This is a genomic window from Ideonella sp. A 288, assembly GCF_002198735.1.
In the GTDB taxonomy this organism is placed as follows: Bacteria; Pseudomonadota; Gammaproteobacteria; order Burkholderiales; family Burkholderiaceae_C; genus Pseudaquabacterium.
Genome location: NZ_MWLO01000140.1, coordinates 1 through 18,902 on the forward strand (window position 1 = coordinate 1; position 18,902 = coordinate 18,902).

An 18,902-nucleotide genomic window follows, 5' to 3' on the forward strand; every position below is an offset into this window, starting at 1 on the left:
CCCTGCCCGCCCTGCCAGATTCGACACCGCCGTCGCGCGTCTCGCTCGACGGCCGATCCCCCGGCGACACGCGCAGCGCCAGGGAAGTTGCCGAGGCGTTCATGAGCAGTCAGATCACCAACCCCCTGGTCCGCGCCAGGCACCTCCGAAAGGACCTCAAATGAAGATCGCCGTCATCAACTTCTCGGGCAACGTGGGCAAGACCACGCTGGCCAGGCACCTGCTGGTCCCCCGCATCGACGGCGCGGAACTGGTCGTCGTCGAGAGCCTGAACGCCGACGAGGGTCAGGGGCAGGCCTTGCGCGGCCGGCAGTTCGGGGAGCTGCAGGAGTACCTGCAGACCGTCCACAGTGCGGTGGTCGACATCGGCGCCAGCAATGTCGAGGACCTGCTCGGCCTGATGCAGCGCTACCGGGGCAGCCACGAGGACTTCGATGGCTTCGTCGTGCCGACTGTACCGGCCCTCAAGCAGCAGCAGGACACCATTGCCACGCTGGTCGCGCTGGCGCGGCTGGGTGTGCCGCCGTCCAAGGTGAGGCTCGTCTTCAACATGCTCGAAGACGGCGTTGACGTCCAGCCGACCTTCTTCCTCGTGCTGGCCTTCCTGCAGCAGCAGCCCGTCGCCATCGCGAACCCGGCGTGCCGCCTGGGCGCGAACGAGATCTACGCGCGGATCCGATGCAGCGAAGCCGATCTCGCCACGCTGGCGCGCGACGACACCAATTACAAGTCCCTGATTGTCCAGGCCCCGGACACCGCCACGAAGCTCGACCTGGCCCACAAGCTGGCCACCCGCAGGCTGGCCTGCGGCGTGGTGCCGGAGCTCGATGCGTGCTTTGCCGCGCTCGCGCTGGAGGCGGTGCCAGCATGAACGGCCCGAGCACCGCCCGCGAGGCATTCATCGTCGAGACCCTCGGCGAGGTGGCGGCGCTCGTCGATCGCGTGGAGGCCGTGACCCCCGTGATGGATGCCAGCCGCCACGCACTGGTCAATGCGAGCACGGAGCTCGCAGGCCAGATCATCGCGTTCGAGAACCGCATGGCCGGCATCACCGAGAACGCGAAGGTCCTGGCGGTCAAGCACATCGCCCGCCGCACTGACGAGATGGCCCGCAGTTCATTGGACACACAGGCACGGGCGATGGAAGAGGCGGCACGGACACTGTTCCGGGCCGAGATCGGCCCGTCCATGGCCCGACTCGCCGTCCCATTGCATCACCTGGTGGATCTGGCCGAGCGGGGCGCCCGCCCCTGGGATGTCTGGCTGACGCACGCGGCGACGGCGGTACTTGCCTCTGCCCTGACCTGGGCGCTGGCGGCCTGGCTGTGGGCACGGTGATCGCGGGCGCGCCAGGTGGCACCGGGTTCGCAAAGCCAACGAGCGGGGCGGCCCGGTGTAGGATTGAATCCTACGCAAGCCGCGAGGATCGCCGTGCGCTCGACGCAACAGTTCAGCATCACCCTGCCCCACGAGATGGCCGAGGCCGTGCGGGCGAAGGTCGCGGCCGGCGAGTACGCCACGGAAAGCGAAGTGATCCGCGACGGCCTGCGCGTGCTGCTGGCGCGCGACCGTGCCGTCGACGACTGGCTGCGCAGGGACGTGGCCGCCGCCTGCGACGCGTTGAAGCGCGACCCCTCGCGTGCGGTCGGGGTCGGCGCCGTCAAGGCTCGCCTGGCCGCCGCACACAAGAAGCTGTCGACGAAGGCACCGGCGAAGGCCTGACGTCGTCCCAGGTCGGCTACGCCCCTGAGGCGATCGACCAACTCGAAGCGCTGCTCCTGTACATCGCCGGGCGCTCGTCACTGAAGATCGCGGAGCGCTACACCGGCGCGGTGGTCGAGACCTGCGAAGGCCTGGCGCGGTTCCCGCAGCGTGGCGTGGCGCGGAACGACATTCGGCCAGGCCTGCGGCTCACCCACCACAAGGGGCGGACCGTGATCGCCTATGCCGTGGACGCCGGGGCGCGGACCGTTGCCGTCGTCGGCGTGTTCCATGGCGGCCAGGACCACGAGGCCGCCTTGTCGATCGACGGGGAGGACTGACGCCGAGCGCGACCGCCGACGACACAGAATCTGGAGCGACGGCGGCCTTCACGAACTGCGCGCAGCGCATCGGTGCCGTGCGGCCGAAGGCCAGCGCGGCGCCAGGCATTGCGCGGGCCGGCGAAAGCCGGCCCGCGCGAGACTTCACCCTCCCCGCAGCACCGCGGCCCGGCGCTCAGGCCTCGCTCGGCCAGCGCAGTCCCCAGCGGTCGATCACGGCGCGCAAGCGGGCGTCACCGTCGGGAATCAACGTGTGCAGGTCGGCCCGGCCCCAGCGAAGGGCGTCCAGGCAGCACAGCATGTCGTCGCTGATGGCAATGTCGACGGCGCGCAGCTCGAACAGGTCGAGTTGGAAGGCCTGGCCGTTGTAGGTGGCGGCCAGGAAACGGGCGATGCGCGGGATCTGGCCGGAGTCGCGGGTCTCGGCAAGCTGCAGCAGGCGGGCAAACGCCGCGGCGCCCTTGCGCGTGGCGTCGTCGGACCGGGTCACGAAGGTATCCAGGTCGCCGAGCGGGTCGGGGGACGGGTTCACCTCATCACCTCCGTGCGGTGCGCCCGCGGCGGGCGCTGACTCAATGGTCGGGCTGGTGCGAGGACGTCGGAGCGCAGGATTCGAGGCCGAATCCTGCGCGCAGGGCCAGTAGGTCAGGCCTTGAGCCTGCGCATCTCCTCGGCCAGCATCCACAGCGCACGGTTCAGGCTCACATTGCGGTCGATGCTGCCGACCGGGCGGGTCTGCAGGCGGCGCCCCTGCGCACTGCGCCCGGGCTGTCCACCACGGATCGAGTTCTCCTGCACTCTCATGAATGAGGCCCACAGGCTTCGGCCAAGGTCCTCGGGTCGCCGGGCCTGGGTCAGCTGTTCGGCAGTGATCGGTGCCGCGCTGTGACCACCGCCCTCCTCGACCGCGCGTTCGCCGAAGCGCAGCGCCAGCGCCGCCGTCGCAAACGCGATCTCCTCGGGCGGCTCGAGCTGCAGTGCCTTCATCGCCTCGGTGTGCTCGTCCACCTTCTGGAACTCGTCGAGCACGCGGAAGGCACCGTCGATCACGTCGTGTTGGACACTGCCTTTGTGCGGGATGCGGAGGTCCTCTACCACGTCGCCGACCACCAGGCCGTTGTGACAGACGAAGCGGAGCTTGCCGGCCAACATTTGGTAGCTGCTGGCACCGTCGTGGCTGTTGATCAGGATGATCTCGTTCGCCTCCGGCCGCGTCTGCACCTGGCCGCTGGTGCCACGGTGGTGGCGCATGCGGATCATGTGCTTGGTGAACGCCGCCTTGCCCTCCACGCGGCTGGCGCCCTGCGCGACCATGAAGGGCTCGAAGCCTTCGCGGCGCAGGCCGCGCAGGACGTTGATGGTCGGGATGTAGGTGTAGCGCTCGGAGCGGCTCGCGTGCTTGCCCTCGGCAAAGATCGACGGTGCGGCGTGGCGCATCTGGTCTTCGCTCAGGGGCTGGTCACTGCGCAGCACCCGCGTGCTGGGCGCGAAGCGGGTGGCCAGATTCGGGGTCGTGTGGGTTGGGGTCGCGTACATGATGGGTTCCTTCGGTCGTTGGGTTCGATGCGAAGGGCGGGCGCCAGGCCGTGCCGGGGTTGCCCGCCCTGCTCTGGTGTCAGGCGCCAGCGTGCGCCGGCTGACGGCCATTGCGGGCCCGGTTGCGGTTCGGGTTGCCGGTGGGCGCAGTGCCGGGCCTCGCCTGGCCGGCGGTGTCGTCCGGACTGGTGCCGCGGCCGCGGCGCGCCTCGGACTCCGCCCGGCTGTCGAGGTAGTCGATCTCCTCGGCGGTGAAGGCCATGCCGTAGACGGTCTCGCCGTCCTTCTCGAAGTTGTTGTTGCGCAGCCGCCCGATGATGTTGACGTGGCTGCCCTTGCCCAGGTACTCGGCGGCGTTCTCGGCCTGCTTGCCCCACAGCGTCCACTGGATCGCGGTGGACTCCTCCTCGCGGGCGTCGCCGGAACCCTTGCTCGCGCGCCGGGTGTTGCTGATGGCGGTCAGCACCGCGCGGGCGATCTGGCCTTCGCGGCCGTTGACGAACTCGAGCTTGACGGCGCTGGCCAGGTGGGCGTGGCGCTGGGTGACTTGAACATGGGCCATGACGATCTCCTTGCAGGAGGCCTCAGCCGGGTCCCGGTCCGGGTGTCCCTGGAAACTGATCCTCTCGCTCGGACTCCCTCGCTCCCGCCCTGGGGCGGGCGGGGGGTGGGGACAGCCCCTTCCCTCACGGGAAGGGGTTCGGGATGGGTGGGGTTGCCGGCAGCCGAAGCAGTGAGCCGGTTTCCCGGCCCACCGCATCTGGATCCCCCCACAAGTCCCCCTCACTCGTGGATGGGGGCGCCGTGGGGGGAGCGCGGTGGGACGACCGGCTCACGCGCTGCCTCCTCGGGCGGGCGGCACAGCATGGCGAAGCCGCCCGCCAGGTCACGAGCCGCGGCGGCTCTGCGGCCGACGTGCCACCAAGCGGCCGAAGGCGGCGACTGGCGCGGCGGTCGAGCCGCGGCGAGCACATCACAGAAGTTCAGCGGCCCGGCATCGGGTTCGGCGGGTGACCGGGGCGACGATCTGGCCGGCGCGCAGCGATCGAAGCGCAGCGCCGCGAGCGAAGCGCCGGCCAGTTCGTCGAGCGGGCGTCGTTCACGCGCAGCGTGAAGGAACCCAGGCCCGCGATCCCCGGGCACGGGAACGGGCCGCTGTCGTCATGTTTGCCGGCATCGCCGGCCTGACCGGGTTGCGTAAGGGATGGCAGCCCGTCAGGGGCGAGACGCTGGGCCTTTGCCAGCGGCTCGACGCGCAGCGCAACAGCCCGGCCCCGCGCAGCGGGGACACGCCCAGACCTGACTGCCCAGCCAGTCGAATAACACGCCTACCACTAGGGCCAAACTGAACCGCGCTGCAATCGTGGCGAGTGCCATCGGTGTCCGACAGCAGGACAAACCGTCAACGGCCATTCAATCGCCGCCTCCGCCAGTCAACCCGGTCAATAGACAAATCCTCCGCACGGCTCGCTCAAAGTTCCTCGACGTCCGGCAACCACTGGGCGTGCCTGGTACCCCCACGAACAGACCGCACTTCGGCGACGCCAGCAGGCCATGCTTCGAGCCGCACCGACAGGTCCAGTCGCACTGGAGATACGCGACCCGGACGGCGCTCGCCCGCCTGCCGGACAGGCTACGTCGGCTGAGTGGACTGGGGTGCGAACGGCGCCGATGCCGCGGCCTGCAACGCGGTGACGGTCGACGGTCGCAAGGGTGTGATCGGCGACGACGATCCCACCGGAACATCGTCGCCACCTTCACGCCAAGCCTTGGGATCCGCGAAGACGACGCTGCAGCTCGAGCACTGGTACAGCCCGGTCGGCTTCATGGCGCCGCTGTCGTCGCGCGCGATCACATGACGGTAGCTGGTGGCGCCGCACATTCGGCAGCAGTTCTGAGGCGATGAAGACTTCATGGCTGGTTATTTATACAGCAATCTGCCATGACCCGCCAAGCGCATCACGAGCGGACTGGCAGCGTGCCGCTCGTGAAGGCTGCAACCCAAGCGTCAAAGCAGTCCCATCTCCGCGAAGGATCGCACCTCGGCACCGGCCACCACCATGTGATCGAGCACCCGCACGTCGACCAGCGCGAGCGCGGACTTCAGTGCCTGCGTCAGGTACTCGTCCGAGCGGCTCGGGTCGGCCACTCCCGAAGGGTGGTTGTGCGCCAGGATCACGGCCGCCGCATTCAGCGACAACGCCTTCTTGACGATCTCGCGCGGATAGACCGACGTCTGCGACACCGTGCCCCGAAACATCTCCTCGAACGACAGCATGCGATGCTGCGCATCCAGGAACATGATGCTGAACACCTCGTGCTCCAGGCCGCCGAAGTTCACTCGCAGGTAGTCCTTCACCGCCTGCGGCGAGGATATCGCGGCACCGCGCCTGACCTGCCGCGACAGCACGCACCGCGCCTGGTGCAGCACCTCGTCGGCACGGGCGGGACGGTACTGGCCATCGACATCGCGCACCAGCAGTGCATCGGCTGTGCGGACGGACGGAAGAGTTGACGGCGACATGACGGGCTCCGGTCTGTGTCGGGCGGGATTGCCCGGGACCGGGCCACCACGGCGCAGCGCAAGCCGTCAGGGTTCGCAGACGGCCGAAGGCCGCAAGCGCTCGCCCAGGCGAGCGCGCAGACCTTGACGGCGAGAACGCTGTGGTAGCGTGGACCGACACGGCAAACCCCCAGCGACCATCAACGTCCCATTCACCGCGTCCATCGGCCGCGCCTCGCGCGAGCGACGGCCTGGCCCAAGGCGGTTCTCCGCACGCGGTACAGCGTCCATGGATCTGGCGATCGGCCTGCCGAATCCTGAACGGTGTCGGTCCCGACTCGACAACAAGGCGTCGTCAGCCGTCCTGAATTCAGACCGCCGGACATCGGCCGTGACTGATTCCAGCTTTGGACCATCGCAGCCAGCGACGTTCGTGCAGGCGACCCGGCAGCATCGATTCGGCATGGCGTCATCCTCATCTCGGTTGTCGGAGTCTAGGCAGGGTCCACAGCGTTTCGATCGATGAAATTCGGATGGAATTCGTCAGTGGTCAGGTATCGCGCGAGCCATTGGTCGCGACGACGCGCAATCGACATCAAACCGTGGCGACGCCGGTAGGTCCGACTGGCCTTACGGCATGGCCGACGGGCACCTGGCCGCGATTTGGCGCGAGCGCCCCGCGCCGGGTGATCGCATTCCAGGCATCGCTCAGCTGTCGACTGCTCGATCCCTGCTCGCCCTGCCCGCATTGGCTTGCCCTGCGGTGTCGCCCAGCAGTCTGGCGGCACAGCCGCGATTGCTGGTCCTGAACGCCTGCGCGACCGAGGCCGCTGTCGCTGTCTGCCCTCCCACCTGCTGAATAATCCGCCGCTCAACTAGTGCATCAGGAGCAGCGACCGGTCATGAGCTATGCGGATCTGATCGTCAGCGAGTACGTCGAGGGCACACCGCGCAACTCCTTAACACCCACCGAGAAGGCCACCACCGGCACGTCGGTCGCCTTCAGGCCCTGGTTGCCCAGTTCCTTGTAGAAGGGCACGTTGTCGCCGTTGATGGTCGAGACGATGGCAGTCTTCTTGGCTGCGGAGCTGAATCTTTTGATCTTGGCGAAGATGGACTGGTAGTCGGAGTGGCCGAAGGGCGTGTGCTCCTCCAGGATGTCCTGGTCCTTGATGCCCTTGTGCTGTGCAGGAAGGCGCGCAGGATCTTGTTGGTGGTGCGCGGGTACACGTAGTCGGTGCCCAGCAGCACGAAGCGCTTGGCCGAGCCGCCGTCCTTGCTCATCAGGTATTCCACCGCGGGAATGGCCTGCTGGTTGGGCGCGGCGCCGGTGTAGAACACGTTCTTGCTCAGTTCTTCGCCTTCGTACTGCACCGGGTAGAACAGCAGCGAGTTCAGCACTTCGAACACCGGCAGCACGCTCTTGCGCGACACGCTGGTCCAGCAGCCGAAGACCACGGCCACCTTGTCCTGGCTGATCAGCTGCTTGGCCTTCTCGGCAAACAGCGGCCAGTTCGACGCGGGGTCCACCACCACCGGCTCGAGCTTCTTGCCGAGCACGCCGCCCTTGGCATTGATCTCGTCGATGGCCATCAGCACGGTGTCCTTGAGCACCGTCTCCGAAATGGCCATCGTGCCCGACAGCGAGTGCAGCACGCCGACCTTGATGGTCGACTGTGCGAAGGCCGAGGGCAGGATGCCCATGCCGGCCAGGCCGATGGCGACAGCGGAAAGGGCCTGGCCGACGCGGCGGCGGGTGGGGTGGTTCAAGGACATGGGGTTTCGCTCCTGAGTGCCGTGAGGCATGTGTTGACGACGACGGACGGAGCGTAGGGACCCGGGGCCGGATCAGGAATACGACGGATGGCGTATGCGGCGGTGCAGCAGCGGCGCGACGCCAGCGCACCGGGTCAGCCGCTGGCACCCGCCTTCTAGTGAGGATGCGCGTGATGCACGTCCGGCACATGGGGGTGCGCGTGCCGCACCGGCGCATGTCGATGCCAGTGGCTGTGCCCGCCCTCGACCGCCTGAGTGTGGGGATGGTCGTGGTGGCCGTCGTCGTGTCGATGGGCATGCTCGTGCTCCATCGCGACATGCTCGTGCTCGTGCTCATGGCGCTCCACCAGGTGAAGCGCCACCCCAGCCAGCATGAGGCCTGCGCCGAGCAGCATCCACGGGCCCCACGACCGGTCGCCCAGCGCGGCCGCGATGACCGCGCCGACGAACGGGGCGAACGCGAAGACCGAGCCGGTGCGAGCCGCTCCGAAGGCGCGCTGCGCGAGCAGGTACAGCCGCAGGCTGAGCCCGTAGCCCAGGCCGCCGACGGCCAGCAGGGCCAGGGCCGCGCCCCAGGCCGGCAGCGGCTCGCCGATCAACCAGGCCAGCGCCACCGAGCACAAGGCGCCGAGTGCGGACTTGGCCAGCACGACCTGCGCCGGGTCGCGCTCGGCCAGCGCGCGCGACAAGGTGTTGTCGACGCCCCAGGCGGCGGTGGCCAGGGCCACTGCCAACAGGCCGACGCCGGACGAGGCCCCCACCCGGCCCTGGTCGAACACCAGGCAAGCACCGCCGAGCAAGAGCAGGCCCATGGCGGCCCAGACGCGGCGGTCCATCGTTTCCCGGTACAGGCGCCAGGCCAGCACCGCGGTGAAGAAGGCTTCCAGCGTCAACATCAGCGATGCGCCGGTGCCGCTGGTGCGCTGCAGTCCCCAGGCCAGCGCAGCCGGGCCCACCACGGCGCCGAAGAGGGCCATCGCCAGCAGGCGCCCCCGGTCGCCGCGGCGCAGGCGAGCCTCGCGCTCCGCCGGCTGACGCAGCAGCCAGCCCAGCGAGGCCCCGCCGATGTACAGCAGGCCGGCGGTGGAGAAGGCGCCCAGGCCGGCGCCGAAGTGCTGGACCATCGGCGTGCTCTCGCCGAACAGCAAGGCTGACAGCAGCGCCAATGCGGCGCCGCGCGCGGCGGGCCGGGGCCTGGGCGCCGTCACGACGCTACTGGCCGGTGTGGTTCGCCGCGATGAAGTTGCCGGGCAGCGTGTAGAACAGGTACAGCGTGGCCTTGTCCTTGTCTGCCGCGGCAGGGTTCTTGAAGGCGAGCTTCCACTCCTTGCCGCGCTTGCCGGGCACCTGCTCCACCTTGTCCGCCTTGGCCACGGACTGCCAGGACTTGTCCAGCTTGCCTTGCTTGACCAACAGGTCCTTGTACTGCGCAGCGCACTGCACCACGGTGGCTTCGGCGGCAGGCTTGCTGCCGTGGAAATGGCAACTGGCGTCCTCGCCGGCGAACGCGGCGGCGGGCACGAGCAGGCTGGCGGCCAGCGCCGAGGCAGTGAGGATGGTCTTCATGTGGACTCTCCTTTGAATGGCTTGTGGGGGTAGGGGCGTGTCAAAGCGTGTTGCGGCTGGGGTCCACCGACTTTTCCACATCCATGTCTTCGTGGAGGTGGCGATGCTCCTCGGCGGGAAACCGGAAGCCATTCGGGTCGGAGTCGTGCAGGTAGCCATGCAGTTGCATCAGAAAGAGCAGCCCGCCCGCCACGATCAGCGCCAGGTTGGCCACGCGGCTGATGCGGCGGAACGAGTGCGTGTGGCGCCAGTACGCCAGCACGGCCACCATGACGGTCAGGGCAGCGATCTGCCCCAGCTCCACCCCGAGGTTGAAACTCAGGATGCGCCAGAGGATGGCTGCGGAGTCATCGCCGAGGGGAACCTGCTGCAGGCGCGTGGACAGGCCGAAGCCGTGCAGCAGGCCGAAGCCGAACACGGCCGCCAGCTGGTTGGGCGACTTCTCCATCTCGAAGACACGCTGGAAGCCACCGAGGTTGTCGAAGCCCTTGTAGATGACGCTCAGCGCGATCACGGCGTCGACCAGGAAGTAGTTCCAAGTGATGCCGTAGAAGGTGGCAAAGATCAACGTGATGCAGTGGCCGACGGTGAAGACGGTGACGAACTTGGCGATGTCCTTGAAGGTCGTCAGAAAGAACACGACACCGAACAGGAACAGCAGGTGGTCGTAGCCCGTGAGCATGTGGCTGGCGCCCAGCCCGACGTACTGCAGGTAGCCGCCGTCGAGCATGCGCTGGCGGTCTTCGGCGGAGATGCCGTGCGCCCAGAGCAAAGGCGGCGTCAGCAAGAGCGCCAGCGCCCAGACTGCGCGGATGAAATGAGACTTGGCCATGGAGCTCCGTGCAAGGAGGCTCGACGTCGGCTGTGCCGACGCACGAGCGGGCGGATCCTTGGGGGTGTCCACCCGGTCCGGCCTGCCAGCCGCGCGGGCGTCAGCAGCCAGACCGATGGTGAACCTCGAGCCGCACCCGTGCGGGCGCAGCAGACGGATCACTGGCGTTGGCGAGGCGGGCGCAAGGGCCCTTCGAGATGGGGATCCGGCAGCACTCCGCGGACAAACGCCGCCCGAGCGTCCGGCGCACCCATCGCCACGCCCGTCACCGCCACGGGCGGCAGCAGCGCCGAGTGGTGTCCACCGTCATGGTGGACATGCAGCGTGGCCGCAGCATCGTCGTCGTCGAGCTGAACGCCCAGGCCATCGTCGTGATGGTGAGCCTGGCCAGCCTGGTGAATGGCGCCATGGTCGATCTCGGCCGCCAGCGCGCTCACCCGATCAGGCATGAACGCCAGCGCCGGCTGCAACTGCAGCAGCAGCAAGACCAGGGCAATCCAACGGCGCAGCATCGCGGAATTCTAAAGGTGAGCAACTCGAGTCGTCTTGTGGTGCCGATGTCGACACACGAGCCAGGCCGCTGCCGGCTCAAGCCCCGTCGCCGAGGGCCTTCAGCTTGCGGTACAGGGTGCGCTCGCTGATGCCCAGCGTGCGCGCCAGGTCGGCGCGGCTGCCGCCGTGGGCGGCCAGGCCGGCGCGAAGGGCCTCGCGCTCCAGTTCGCGCAGCGGCCTCATCGCCCTGGCGGCCTCAGACGCCGGCGGCGCTGGCGAGCCCGGCCGCGGCACCGGCGACGGCACGGCCGACACCGGTCCGCCCGCCCCCAGCGCCCGGTCGACATGGGCCAGCTCGATCACCGCCCCGTCGCACAGCAGCGATGCCCGCTCGAGCACGTTGCGCAGTTCGCGCACGTTGCCCGGGAACGGCTGCTGGCGCAGGTGCGCCAACGCGGCGGCGGACAGGGAAAGGCGGCGCTGCGGCGCCACGCGGGCCAGCAGCGCGGCGGCCAGCAGCGGGATGTCGTCGGCGCGCTCGCGCAGCGCCGGCACATGGATCGGGAAGGTGCCCAGGCGGTGGTACAGGTCTTCGCGGAAGCGGCCATCGGCCACCATCGCGCGCAGGTCGCGGTGGGTGGCAGACACCACCCGCAGGTCGGTGTGCCGCAGCTCGGTGCTACCCACGCGGCGGTAGGTGCCCGATTCCAGCAGGCGCAGCAGCTTCACCTGCATCGGCAGCGGGATGTCGCCCACCTCGTCGAGGAACAGCGTGCCGCCGTTGGCCGCCTCAGCCAGGCCAGTGCGGGCCACGGCAGCCCCGGTGAAGGCGCCTCGCTCGTGGCCGAACAGCTCGCTCTCGAACAGCGACTCGGTGAGGCTGGCGCAATCCACCACCACCAGCGGCCGCGCCACGCGCGGGCTGGCCTCGTGCAGCGCATGGGCCACCAATTCCTTGCCGGTGCCCGATTCACCCAGCAGCAGCACGCTGGCGCCCGACGGGCCCACCCGCGCCACCAGTTCCAGCATCTGCCGGAAGGCCGGGGCGCGGCCGATCAAGCCCTCCACCGCGGGCCGGCCGTGCGCCACGCGCAACGGCGCCATCTTTTCGATGAAGTAGCTCAGCTCGCCCTGCGCGTCGCGCAGCGGCACCAGTTCGATGTCGACATAGGCCTCGCCCTGGGGCGTGTGGTGCAGGTGCATCACCCGCTCGCGCTGGCCCGATTCGCGCGCCCGCGCCAGCGGACAGCTCTCGCCGGCCTGGTCGCAGGGCACGCTGAAGTGGTGCGACACCTCGTGGCAGGTGCGCCCGACCACCGGCACCGGCCCGCCATGCGCCTGCCGGTAGGCGGCGTTGGCCGCAAGGATGCGGTAGTGGCGGTCGAACAGGATGTGAGGCTCGGGCAGGCCTTCGAGGTAGGACACCAGTTCGGGCAGCAACCCGGCCGGTGCGGGCGACTTGGCGCGGGGCATCGATGGTCCTCCTTGCGGGGCTGCCATTGTGGCCGCTGCGACGGATTGGCAGTGCACTGACTGCCATTGATGACAGCTTCTGCCCATGGCGCGCGGCCAAGTGGCTGTTTCGACTCGGTTTTTCACCCGGCCGGCGCATGGCACGCATCGTGAGTGCATTCACCGCTTCCACCGTCCACCCACCCCACGCAATGAACCCAACCCTGCTGCTCACCCCGCCCCTGGCCGACGACCCCGAGCGCCGCAAGTGGGTGATGGCCACGGCCAGCGCAGGCGGCATCGCCGTGGTCGGCACCGCGGTGCCCTTCGTCTCGACGCTGACGCCCAGCGAACGCGCCCGCGCGATGGGCGCTGCCGTGGAGGTGGACATCGGCGACATCCCGCCCGGCGGCACCAAGACGGTGGAATGGCGCGGCAAGCCGGTGTGGATCATGCGCCGAACCGCCGAGATGCTGGCGGCGCTGCAGGGCCAGGACGCGCAACTGGCCGACCCGCAGTCGGCCCGCGAGCAGCAGCCCGACTACGCCCGCAACACGGGCCGCTCGATCCACCCCGAGATCTTCGTTGCGGTGGGCATCTGCACCCACCTGGGCTGCTCGCCCACCGGCGTGCCGAAGGAAAGCGCCAACCCCAGCGTCGGCGACGACTGGCACGGCGGCTTCTTCTGCCCCTGCCACGGCTCCACCTTCGACCTGGCCGGCCGCGTGTTCAAGAACAAGCCGGCGCCGACCAACCTCGAGGTGCCGCCGCACCGCTACCTCACCGACACGCGGCTGGTCATCGGCGAAGACAAGACGGCCTGAGCGGCGAGGGCAAGGCGGCCCGAGCGGCGAGGACAAGGCGGCCCGAGCGGCCCGTCGCCGACGCCCCTCACCCCGGGTTCAGCGCCCGCACCTTCTGCATGGCCAGCGCGGCCGCTGCGGTGCGCGTCTCGACGCCCAGCTTCTCGTAGACGCGCTCGAGGTGCTTCTTCACCGTGGCCGGGCTCGAGCCGAGGATGTCGCCGATGTCGCGGTTGGTCTTGCCCTTGGCCACCCAGTACAGCACCTCGCTCTCGCGCAGCGTCAGGCGGAAGGCCAGCATGGTGGCTTCCACCGTGGCCGCGTCGCTCACTTCGCGCAATACCACCAACCAGTCCTCGTCGACGGTGCGGCCCTGCAGCGTGCACACCAGTTGCCGGGCGCCACGGGCCAGCGTCAGCGGCCGCACCTCGCGGCCCTGCTCGGCGGCGCGCAGCCAATCCAGCAGCGCGGCGGGCACCTCGTCGGGCACGGTGTCGAAGTAGGCCGGCAGCCACTGCCGCGCCAGCGGCGTCTGCCACACCAGCTGCGCGCGGCCGGCGCCCACGCGCAGCGCGATGGTGGCGTGGCCGTAGGCGTCCAGCGCATTGCGCGCCTGCCGGGCCTGACGCGCGGCCTGCATGTGCGCGGCCATGCGCGCCAGCACCTCGGGCGGGCGGATCGGCTTGGTGACGTAGTCCACGCCACCGGCGTCGAAGGCGGCCAACACGTGCTCGGTGTCGGTCAGGCCGGTCATGAAGACGATCGGGATGTGCGCGGTCTCGGGCCCGGCCTTCAGGCGTCGTGCCACCTCGAAGCCGTCGATGCCGGGCATCACCGCGTCGAGCAGCACGATGTCGGGGTCGGTCTCGGCGGCGCGCCGCAAGGCGCTGGCCCCGTCAGTGGCCACCAGCACGGTGTAGCCGGCCTCGTCCAGCGCGTCGTGCAGCACGGCCAGATTGTCGGGCACGTCGTCGACGATCAGCACCACGCCGGCGCGCGAGCGGTCGATCGGGCCGCCCGGGCCGGGCGGTTCGACGCGGCCCGGCGTGTCCTTGGGGTCAGCCGGCAGGGGTTTCATGGAGGGCCTCGCGGATCATCGGGCTCATGCGGTCGAACTGGAAGGCCTGGGCCAGCGCGCGCAGCGGCGCCAGCCAGAGGATGCATTCGGGGTGCTCGGCCTCGATCTGGTCGAGCAGGCGCTGCACGCCGCGCGGGTAGCCCAGGCGCACCACCTCCTGCAGCGCCAGCAGGTGCTCGCGGCTCGGCGCCACCGCGCCGGCCGGGCGGGTGGGCGGCGGCGGCACCGGTGGCGCCGCCTGCCATTGCAGGCCGAGCCGGGCGCCCAGCCAGTCGAGCAGTTCGTCGAAGCGCACGGGCTTGGTGACGAAGTCGGCCGGGCCGATGCCGACGTCGTTGTCCAGGCCCTTGTCGAAGGCGTTGGCCGAGACGATGGCCACCGGCGCGGCGCTCAGGTCCAGCCGACGCAGCGAGCGGATCGTCTCCCAACCGTCGATGCCGGGCATGGCCAGGTCCATCAGGATGGCGTCGACCGTGCCCTCGCGCAGCAGGCCCAGCGCGGCCGCGCCCGAGCCGGCCTGCAGCACGTCGAAGCCCACGGCCTCGAGACGGCGCGCCAGCAGCGTGCGGTCGACCTCCTCGTTGTCGACCACCAGCACGCGGCGCCGATCGCCGGCATAACCATTGCGTGGCGCGGCCGGTTGCGGTGCGCGCACGCCCTGCAGCTCGGGCAGGAAAAGTCGGATGCGGAACAGCGTGCCCGCGCCCGGCCGCGACGACACCGTCATCTCGCCGCCCATCAGGTCGGTGAGCATCTTGGCGATGGTCAGGCCCAGGCCCGTGCCCCCGGAGCCGCCGGGTGCGGTGCCCGAGGAATGCTCGCCGCGCGAGAACGGCTCGAAGATGCGCTCGATGTCGGCCGCCGCGATGCCCGGGCCGGTGTCCTCGATCTCGAACACGGCCATCTCGCGCACGTGCGTGGCGCGGAAGCTCACCCGCCCGGCCTGCGTGAACTTGACGGCGTTGCCCAGCACGTTGATCAGGATCTGCGTCAGCCGCCGCTCGTCGGCGCGCACCAGTTGCGGCGCCGAGCCGATGTCGTGCTCGAAGCGCAGGCCCTTGCCCAGCGCCTGCAGCTCGAACATCTGCACGATCTGCTCCAGCGCCTGGTGCAGCCGCAGCGGCTTGGGCTCTAGCGTGAGCTTGCCGCCTTCGATGCGGGCGATGTCGAGCGTGCCCTCGATCAGGCTCAGCAGGTGCTCGCCGCCGCGGCGGATCACGCCCACCGCCTGCTTGCGGTGGGGCGGCATGGCGGGGTCCTCGTCCAACAGCTGCGCATAGCCCAGGATGCTGTTCAGCGGCGTGCGCAGCTCGTGGCTGACGGCCGAGATGTAGCGCGTCTTGGCCTGGTTGGCCGCGTCGGCGGCCTGCTTGGCGCGCTGCAGCTGCTCGTCGGTGCGGCGGTGCGAGTCGATCTCCTTCACCAGCGCCTCGGTCTGGCGGTTGGATTCCTCCTGCGCCACGCGGCGGCTGGTCTGCGTGAGCACCAGCCACCAGCCGATCACGCCGCCCAGCAGCAGCAGAGCGCAGTAGGCCTTGACGAAGGCCGCGCGCAGGCCCGGCACCAGGGCCGGCGCGGCATCGCCCATCTGGCGCAGCTCGACGTGGTAGATCGCCGTCAGCAGCCCGGCCAGCGCCGGCGCCACCACCGACATCAGCAGCAGGTAGCGGCCCAGGCCGGTGTCGAGCTGCGGCCACCAGCGCTGCGGCGTCAGCCGCCGCAGCACGGCGTTGAGCTGGGCCCGCGCGCGCGTGGCCTCGGGCTTGCACAGGTCGTGGCAGCGGGCATCCAGCGAGCAGCACAGCGAGCAGATCGGGCCGCCGTAGGCGGGGCACTGCGCCATGTCGTCGCCTTCGTAGTCGCGCTCGCAGATCACGCAGGAGCGCAGCACGCGGGCCCCCAGGTACGCGCCCTCCGGCGCCGTGCGCGCCAGGTAGTACCGGCCCTTCGTCGCCCAGGCGATCAGCGGCGCGGTGACGAAGGCCACCGCCATCGCGATGACGGCCGAGAAGGCCTGCGCCATGGCGCCGAACACGCCCAGGTAGGCCAGCATCGACAGCACCGAGGCCGCGCCCATCGCGCCCACGCCCACCGGGTTGACGTCGACCAGGTGCGCGCGCTTGAACTCGATGCCCTTCGGGCTCCAGCCCATCGGCTTGTTGATCACCAGGTCGGCCACCACCGCCATGATCCAGCTGATGGCGATGTTGGCGTACAGCCCCAGCACGCCACCGATGGCGCGGAACAACTCCAGCTCCATCAGCATCAGCGCAATCAGCGTGTTGAACACCACCCACACCACCCGCCCGGGGTGGCTGTGCGTCACCCGCGCGAAGAAGTTGGACCAGGCCAGCGACCCCGCGTAGGCGTTGGTCACGTTGATCTTGAGCTGCGACACCACCACCAGCAGCGCCGTGGCCGCCACCGCCCAGCCGTAGCGCGGGAACACCAGCTCGTAGGCGGCCAGGTACATCTGGTTGGGGTCGACCGCGCGGTCGGGCGGCACCGACAGCTGCAGCGCCAGGCAGGCCAGCAGCGCACCGCCCAGCATCTTCAGCACACCGGGCACCACCCAGCCCGGGCCGCCCACCAGCACGCCCATCCACCAGCGGCGGCGGTTGGCAGCCGTCTTCTCGGGCATGAAGCGCAGGTAGTCCACCTGCTCGCCCATCTGCGTGATCAGCGCGATGCCCACGGTGAGCGCGGCGCCGAAGCGCAGCGCGTCGAACTGGCCGCCGCCACCGTCCAGCCCCGCATAGGCGCGCAGGTCGGCCACCAGCGTGGGGTGCGCCTGAAAGACGTAGACGTACGGCACCACCAGCAGCACCAGCCACAGCGGCTGCGTCCACACCTGCAACTGCCCGATGGCGGTGACGCCGTGCGTGACCAGCGGCACCACCACCAGCGCGCACAACAGGTAACCCCAGGCCGGCGGGATGTCGAAGGCCAGCTCCAGCGCGTAGGCCATGATGGCCGCCTCGAGCGCGAAGAAGATGAAGGTGAAGCTGGCGTACACCAGTGACGTGATGGTGGAGCCGATGTAGCCGAAGCCGGCGCCGCGGGTGAGCAGGTCCATGTCCAGCCCGTGGCGGGCAGCGTAGATGCTGATCGGCAGCCCGGCCGCGAAGATGATCAGCCCGGTGGCCAGGATGGCCCAGAAGGCGTTGACGAAGCCAAACTGCAGCAGCAGCGTGGCGCCCAGCGCCTCGAGCACCAGGAACGAGGCCGCCCCGCCGAGCGCGGTGTTGGCCACCCGCCATTCGCTCCATTTGCGGAACGAGCGCGGCGTGAAGCGCAGCGCGTAGTCTTCCATCGTCTCGCGCGCGACCCAGGCGTTGTAGTCGCGGCGCACCTTGATGACGCGCTGCTGCGGCGGCGGATCGATGGGGCGGGCGGCGGCGTCCATAGATGCGCAGGGATGCACGATGCGCGCCACCGCGGTGCACGGCGGCCGGTGCGCCGGCGCCCTGCCCCCCGAACCCGATGCCCACCCGGGCGGCGCGCGCGGCGACGGTGGCACCGAATGTGCTGATGCCGCCGCATGGACCTGACCCCGCGCGAAAAGGACAAGCTGCTGATCTTCACCGCCGCGCTGCTGGCCGAGCGCCGGCGCGCCCGCGGGCTGAAGCTCAACCACCCCGAGGCGATCGCGCTGATCACCGCCGCCATCATGGAAGGCGCCCGCGACGGCCGCACCGTGGCGCAGCTGATGAGCGAGGGCAAGACGGTGCTCGGTCGCGGCGACGTGATGGAAGGCGTGGCCGAGATGATCCCCGAGATCCAGGTCGAGGCCACCTTCCCGGACGGCACCAAATTGGTGACCGTGCACCAACCCATTGCATGACGCACCAGTTCGAGACCTTTCGGAGAAGCCCGATGCACGCACCTGCCCCACGCGCCCGAACGGCTCGCCCGCCGGCCTCGCCCTCCCGCTGGGCGCCGGCGCTGGCCGCCGCGCTGCTGTTGGCGGCCCCCGGCCTGGCGCTGGCCCATGCCGGCGCCGATGGCGCCGCGCACCATGGCGCCGCCTCCGGTTTCGCCGCCGGCTTCGCACACCCGTTCAGCGGCCTCGACCACCTGGCCGCGATGCTGGCCATCGGCGCCTGGGGCGCCACCGCGGTGCGGCGCTGGTGGGCCGCGCCCGCAGCCTTCGCCGTGATGGTGCTGCTGGGCGCGCTGCTGTCGGCCGCCGGCTTGAAGGCGCCGATGGTCGAGCCAGCCATCGCCACCTCGCTGGTGGTGCTGGGCGCGGTGCTGGCGGGACGGGCCATCTGGCCGGTGGCGCCGATGGTGGCGGTGGCCGCGTGCTTTGCCATCTTCCACGGCGCGGCGCATGGCACCGAACTGGGCGGCCCCGCGGCGCTGGCCGGCATGGTGGCGGCCACCGCGCTGCTGCACGCGATGGGCCTGGCCATCGGCTTCGCGATGCGTGGCCAGAGCGCCTGGTGGCCGCGGCTGGCAGGCACGGCGGTCACGATGTTCGGCACCGCCCTGCTGATCGGCTGGATGTGAGCATGGTGCCCGGCGAACTGCTCACCGACGGCCCCGACCTGGCGCTGAACCCCGGCCGCCGAACCACCACGCTGGTGGTCGAGAACGCCGCCGACCGGCCGATCCAGGTGGGCTCGCACTACCACTTTGCCGAGACCAACGCGGCGCTGCGCTTCGACCGCGCCGCCGCACGCGGCATGCGGCTGAACATCCCGTCGGGCACCGCGGTGCGCTTCGAGCCCGGCCAGCAACGCACGGTGGAACTGGTGGACTACGCCGGCGACCGCCAGGTCTGGGGCTTTCGCGCCCTGATCCAAGGAAATCTCTGAAA

Annotated in this window: 20 protein-coding genes and 1 pseudogene; 9 read left to right on the forward strand and 12 right to left on the reverse strand. The window is 70.0% G+C overall.

The window, feature by feature from the left end:
* The first annotated feature begins 160 nt into the window (after positions 1-160).
* The 4 genes from stbB to EOINJALH_RS22030 all read left to right on the forward strand — a co-directional run bounded on the left by stbB (position 161) and on the right by EOINJALH_RS22030 (position 2,042).
* Positions 161-871: a StbB family protein gene (gene stbB, locus EOINJALH_RS22015; protein ID WP_088284152.1), complete on the forward strand. Its 711-nt coding sequence runs from the start codon at positions 161-163 to the stop codon at positions 869-871.
* Positions 868-1,338 (forward strand): hypothetical protein, encoded by a 471-nt coding sequence (locus tag EOINJALH_RS22020; protein ID WP_088284154.1) that lies wholly within the window; start codon positions 868-870, stop codon positions 1,336-1,338. Before stbB ends, EOINJALH_RS22020 begins: the two co-directional genes overlap by 4 nt.
* Before the next feature lie 93 nt (positions 1,339-1,431).
* Positions 1,432-1,722 (forward strand): type II toxin-antitoxin system ParD family antitoxin, encoded by a 291-nt coding sequence (locus tag EOINJALH_RS22025; RefSeq protein WP_088284156.1) that lies wholly within the window; start codon positions 1,432-1,434, stop codon positions 1,720-1,722.
* The gene (locus EOINJALH_RS22030; protein WP_088284244.1) at positions 1,719-2,042 is read left to right on the forward strand and encodes a type II toxin-antitoxin system RelE/ParE family toxin; all 324 of its coding nucleotides are present in this window, start codon (positions 1,719-1,721) and stop codon (positions 2,040-2,042) included. The genes EOINJALH_RS22025 and EOINJALH_RS22030 overlap by 4 nt, the downstream gene beginning before the upstream one ends.
* Positions 2,043-2,217: 175 nt before the next feature.
* Here the strand turns inward: EOINJALH_RS22030 and EOINJALH_RS22035 are convergent, their stop codons facing one another.
* The 3 genes from EOINJALH_RS22035 to EOINJALH_RS22045 form a co-directional block, all read right to left on the reverse strand.
* Positions 2,218-2,574, reverse strand: a complete 357-nt coding sequence (locus EOINJALH_RS22035) for a hypothetical protein (protein ID WP_088284158.1) — start codon at positions 2,572-2,574, stop codon at positions 2,218-2,220.
* 113 nt (positions 2,575-2,687) lie between these two features.
* A complete protein-coding gene (locus tag EOINJALH_RS22040) occupies positions 2,688-3,578 on the reverse strand; it encodes a DUF932 domain-containing protein (protein WP_088284160.1) in 891 nt (296 codons plus the stop codon).
* Between the two features lie 79 nt (positions 3,579-3,657).
* Positions 3,658-4,140: a single-stranded DNA-binding protein gene (locus EOINJALH_RS22045; protein ID WP_088284162.1), complete on the reverse strand. Its 483-nt coding sequence runs from the start codon at positions 4,138-4,140 to the stop codon at positions 3,658-3,660.
* A 1,084-nt stretch (positions 4,141-5,224) separates the two neighbouring features.
* Between EOINJALH_RS22045 and EOINJALH_RS22050 the strand changes: the two genes are divergently transcribed.
* On the forward strand, positions 5,225-5,437 hold the full coding sequence (locus EOINJALH_RS22050; protein WP_088284164.1) for a hypothetical protein: 213 nt from the start codon (positions 5,225-5,227) through the stop codon (positions 5,435-5,437).
* Between the two features lie 149 nt (positions 5,438-5,586).
* Here the strand turns inward: EOINJALH_RS22050 and radC are convergent, their stop codons facing one another.
* The 7 genes and pseudogenes from radC to EOINJALH_RS22085 form a co-directional block, all read right to left on the reverse strand.
* Positions 5,587-6,102 (reverse strand): DNA repair protein RadC, encoded by a 516-nt coding sequence (gene radC, locus EOINJALH_RS22055; protein ID WP_088284166.1) that lies wholly within the window; start codon positions 6,100-6,102, stop codon positions 5,587-5,589.
* A gap of 922 nt (positions 6,103-7,024) precedes the next feature.
* A pseudogene (locus tag EOINJALH_RS22060) lies at positions 7,025-7,857 on the reverse strand (transporter substrate-binding protein); the annotation flags it as partial.
* A 155-nt stretch (positions 7,858-8,012) separates the two neighbouring features.
* Positions 8,013-9,065, reverse strand: coding sequence for a DMT family transporter (locus EOINJALH_RS22065; protein ID WP_234413984.1), 1,053 nt, complete (start codon positions 9,063-9,065; stop codon positions 8,013-8,015).
* 4 nt (positions 9,066-9,069) lie between these two features.
* Positions 9,070-9,423: a DUF6488 family protein gene (locus tag EOINJALH_RS22070; RefSeq protein ID WP_088284168.1), complete on the reverse strand. Its 354-nt coding sequence runs from the start codon at positions 9,421-9,423 to the stop codon at positions 9,070-9,072.
* A 40-nt stretch (positions 9,424-9,463) separates the two neighbouring features.
* The gene (locus EOINJALH_RS22075; protein WP_088284170.1) at positions 9,464-10,255 is read right to left on the reverse strand and encodes a HupE/UreJ family protein; all 792 of its coding nucleotides are present in this window, start codon (positions 10,253-10,255) and stop codon (positions 9,464-9,466) included.
* A 158-nt stretch (positions 10,256-10,413) separates the two neighbouring features.
* Positions 10,414-10,767, reverse strand: a complete 354-nt coding sequence (locus tag EOINJALH_RS22080; RefSeq protein ID WP_088284172.1) for a hypothetical protein — start codon at positions 10,765-10,767, stop codon at positions 10,414-10,416.
* Between the two features lie 76 nt (positions 10,768-10,843).
* Positions 10,844-12,220, reverse strand: coding sequence for a sigma-54-dependent Fis family transcriptional regulator (locus EOINJALH_RS22085; RefSeq protein ID WP_088284174.1), 1,377 nt, complete (start codon positions 12,218-12,220; stop codon positions 10,844-10,846).
* A 191-nt stretch (positions 12,221-12,411) separates the two neighbouring features.
* Here EOINJALH_RS22085 and petA point away from each other — a divergent pair, with 191 nt between their 5' ends.
* Complete coding sequence (gene petA, locus EOINJALH_RS22090) at positions 12,412-13,023, forward strand: ubiquinol-cytochrome c reductase iron-sulfur subunit (RefSeq protein WP_088284176.1); 612 nt, start codon at positions 12,412-12,414, stop codon at positions 13,021-13,023.
* Positions 13,024-13,090: 67 nt separating this feature from the next.
* On the opposite strand, the gene EOINJALH_RS22095 is transcribed toward petA, so the two are convergent.
* Positions 13,091-14,080, reverse strand: a complete 990-nt coding sequence (locus EOINJALH_RS22095) for a response regulator transcription factor (RefSeq protein WP_088284178.1) — start codon at positions 14,078-14,080, stop codon at positions 13,091-13,093.
* Positions 14,061-17,486 (reverse strand): ATP-binding protein, encoded by a 3,426-nt coding sequence (locus tag EOINJALH_RS22100; RefSeq protein ID WP_088284180.1) that lies wholly within the window; start codon positions 17,484-17,486, stop codon positions 14,061-14,063. The genes EOINJALH_RS22095 and EOINJALH_RS22100 overlap by 20 nt, the downstream gene beginning before the upstream one ends.
* A gap of 135 nt (positions 17,487-17,621) precedes the next feature.
* Between EOINJALH_RS22100 and EOINJALH_RS22105 the strand changes: the two genes are divergently transcribed.
* The 3 genes from EOINJALH_RS22105 to EOINJALH_RS22115 are packed head-to-tail and all read left to right on the forward strand — an operon-like array spanning position 17,622 to position 18,900.
* Complete coding sequence (locus tag EOINJALH_RS22105; protein ID WP_088284182.1) at positions 17,622-17,924, forward strand: urease subunit gamma; 303 nt, start codon at positions 17,622-17,624, stop codon at positions 17,922-17,924.
* Between the two features lie 32 nt (positions 17,925-17,956).
* Positions 17,957-18,592 carry a HupE/UreJ family protein gene (locus EOINJALH_RS22110; RefSeq protein WP_088284184.1) on the forward strand — a complete coding sequence of 212 codons (636 nt, stop codon included), beginning with the start codon at positions 17,957-17,959 and terminating at the stop codon, positions 18,590-18,592.
* A gap of 2 nt (positions 18,593-18,594) precedes the next feature.
* A complete protein-coding gene (locus tag EOINJALH_RS22115) occupies positions 18,595-18,900 on the forward strand; it encodes an urease subunit beta (RefSeq protein ID WP_088284186.1) in 306 nt (101 codons plus the stop codon).
* Positions 18,901-18,902: the final 2 nt, after the last annotated feature.

Coding starts and splice junctions, on each gene's coding strand:
- stbB (WP_088284152.1), top strand. CDS start 161: ATGAAGATCGCCGTCATCAACTTCTCGGGCAACGTGGGCAAGACCACG.
- EOINJALH_RS22020 (WP_088284154.1), top strand. CDS start 868: ATGAACGGCCCGAGCACCGCCCGCGAGGCATTCATCGTCGAGACCCTC.
- EOINJALH_RS22040 (WP_088284160.1), bottom strand. CDS start 3,578: ATGTACGCGACCCCAACCCACACGACCCCGAATCTGGCCACCCGCTTC.
- EOINJALH_RS22045 (WP_088284162.1), bottom strand. CDS start 4,140: ATGGCCCATGTTCAAGTCACCCAGCGCCACGCCCACCTGGCCAGCGCC.
- radC (WP_088284166.1), bottom strand. CDS start 6,102: ATGTCGCCGTCAACTCTTCCGTCCGTCCGCACAGCCGATGCACTGCTG.
- EOINJALH_RS22070 (WP_088284168.1), bottom strand. CDS start 9,423: ATGAAGACCATCCTCACTGCCTCGGCGCTGGCCGCCAGCCTGCTCGTG.
- EOINJALH_RS22075 (WP_088284170.1), bottom strand. CDS start 10,255: ATGGCCAAGTCTCATTTCATCCGCGCAGTCTGGGCGCTGGCGCTCTTG.
- EOINJALH_RS22080 (WP_088284172.1), bottom strand. CDS start 10,767: ATGCTGCGCCGTTGGATTGCCCTGGTCTTGCTGCTGCTGCAGTTGCAG.
- EOINJALH_RS22085 (WP_088284174.1), bottom strand. CDS start 12,220: ATGCCCCGCGCCAAGTCGCCCGCACCGGCCGGGTTGCTGCCCGAACTG.
- petA (WP_088284176.1), top strand. CDS start 12,412: ATGAACCCAACCCTGCTGCTCACCCCGCCCCTGGCCGACGACCCCGAG.
- EOINJALH_RS22095 (WP_088284178.1), bottom strand. CDS start 14,080: ATGAAACCCCTGCCGGCTGACCCCAAGGACACGCCGGGCCGCGTCGAA.
- EOINJALH_RS22100 (WP_088284180.1), bottom strand. CDS start 17,486: ATGGACGCCGCCGCCCGCCCCATCGATCCGCCGCCGCAGCAGCGCGTC.
- EOINJALH_RS22105 (WP_088284182.1), top strand. CDS start 17,622: ATGGACCTGACCCCGCGCGAAAAGGACAAGCTGCTGATCTTCACCGCC.
- EOINJALH_RS22110 (WP_088284184.1), top strand. CDS start 17,957: ATGCACGCACCTGCCCCACGCGCCCGAACGGCTCGCCCGCCGGCCTCG.
- EOINJALH_RS22115 (WP_088284186.1), top strand. CDS start 18,595: ATGGTGCCCGGCGAACTGCTCACCGACGGCCCCGACCTGGCGCTGAAC.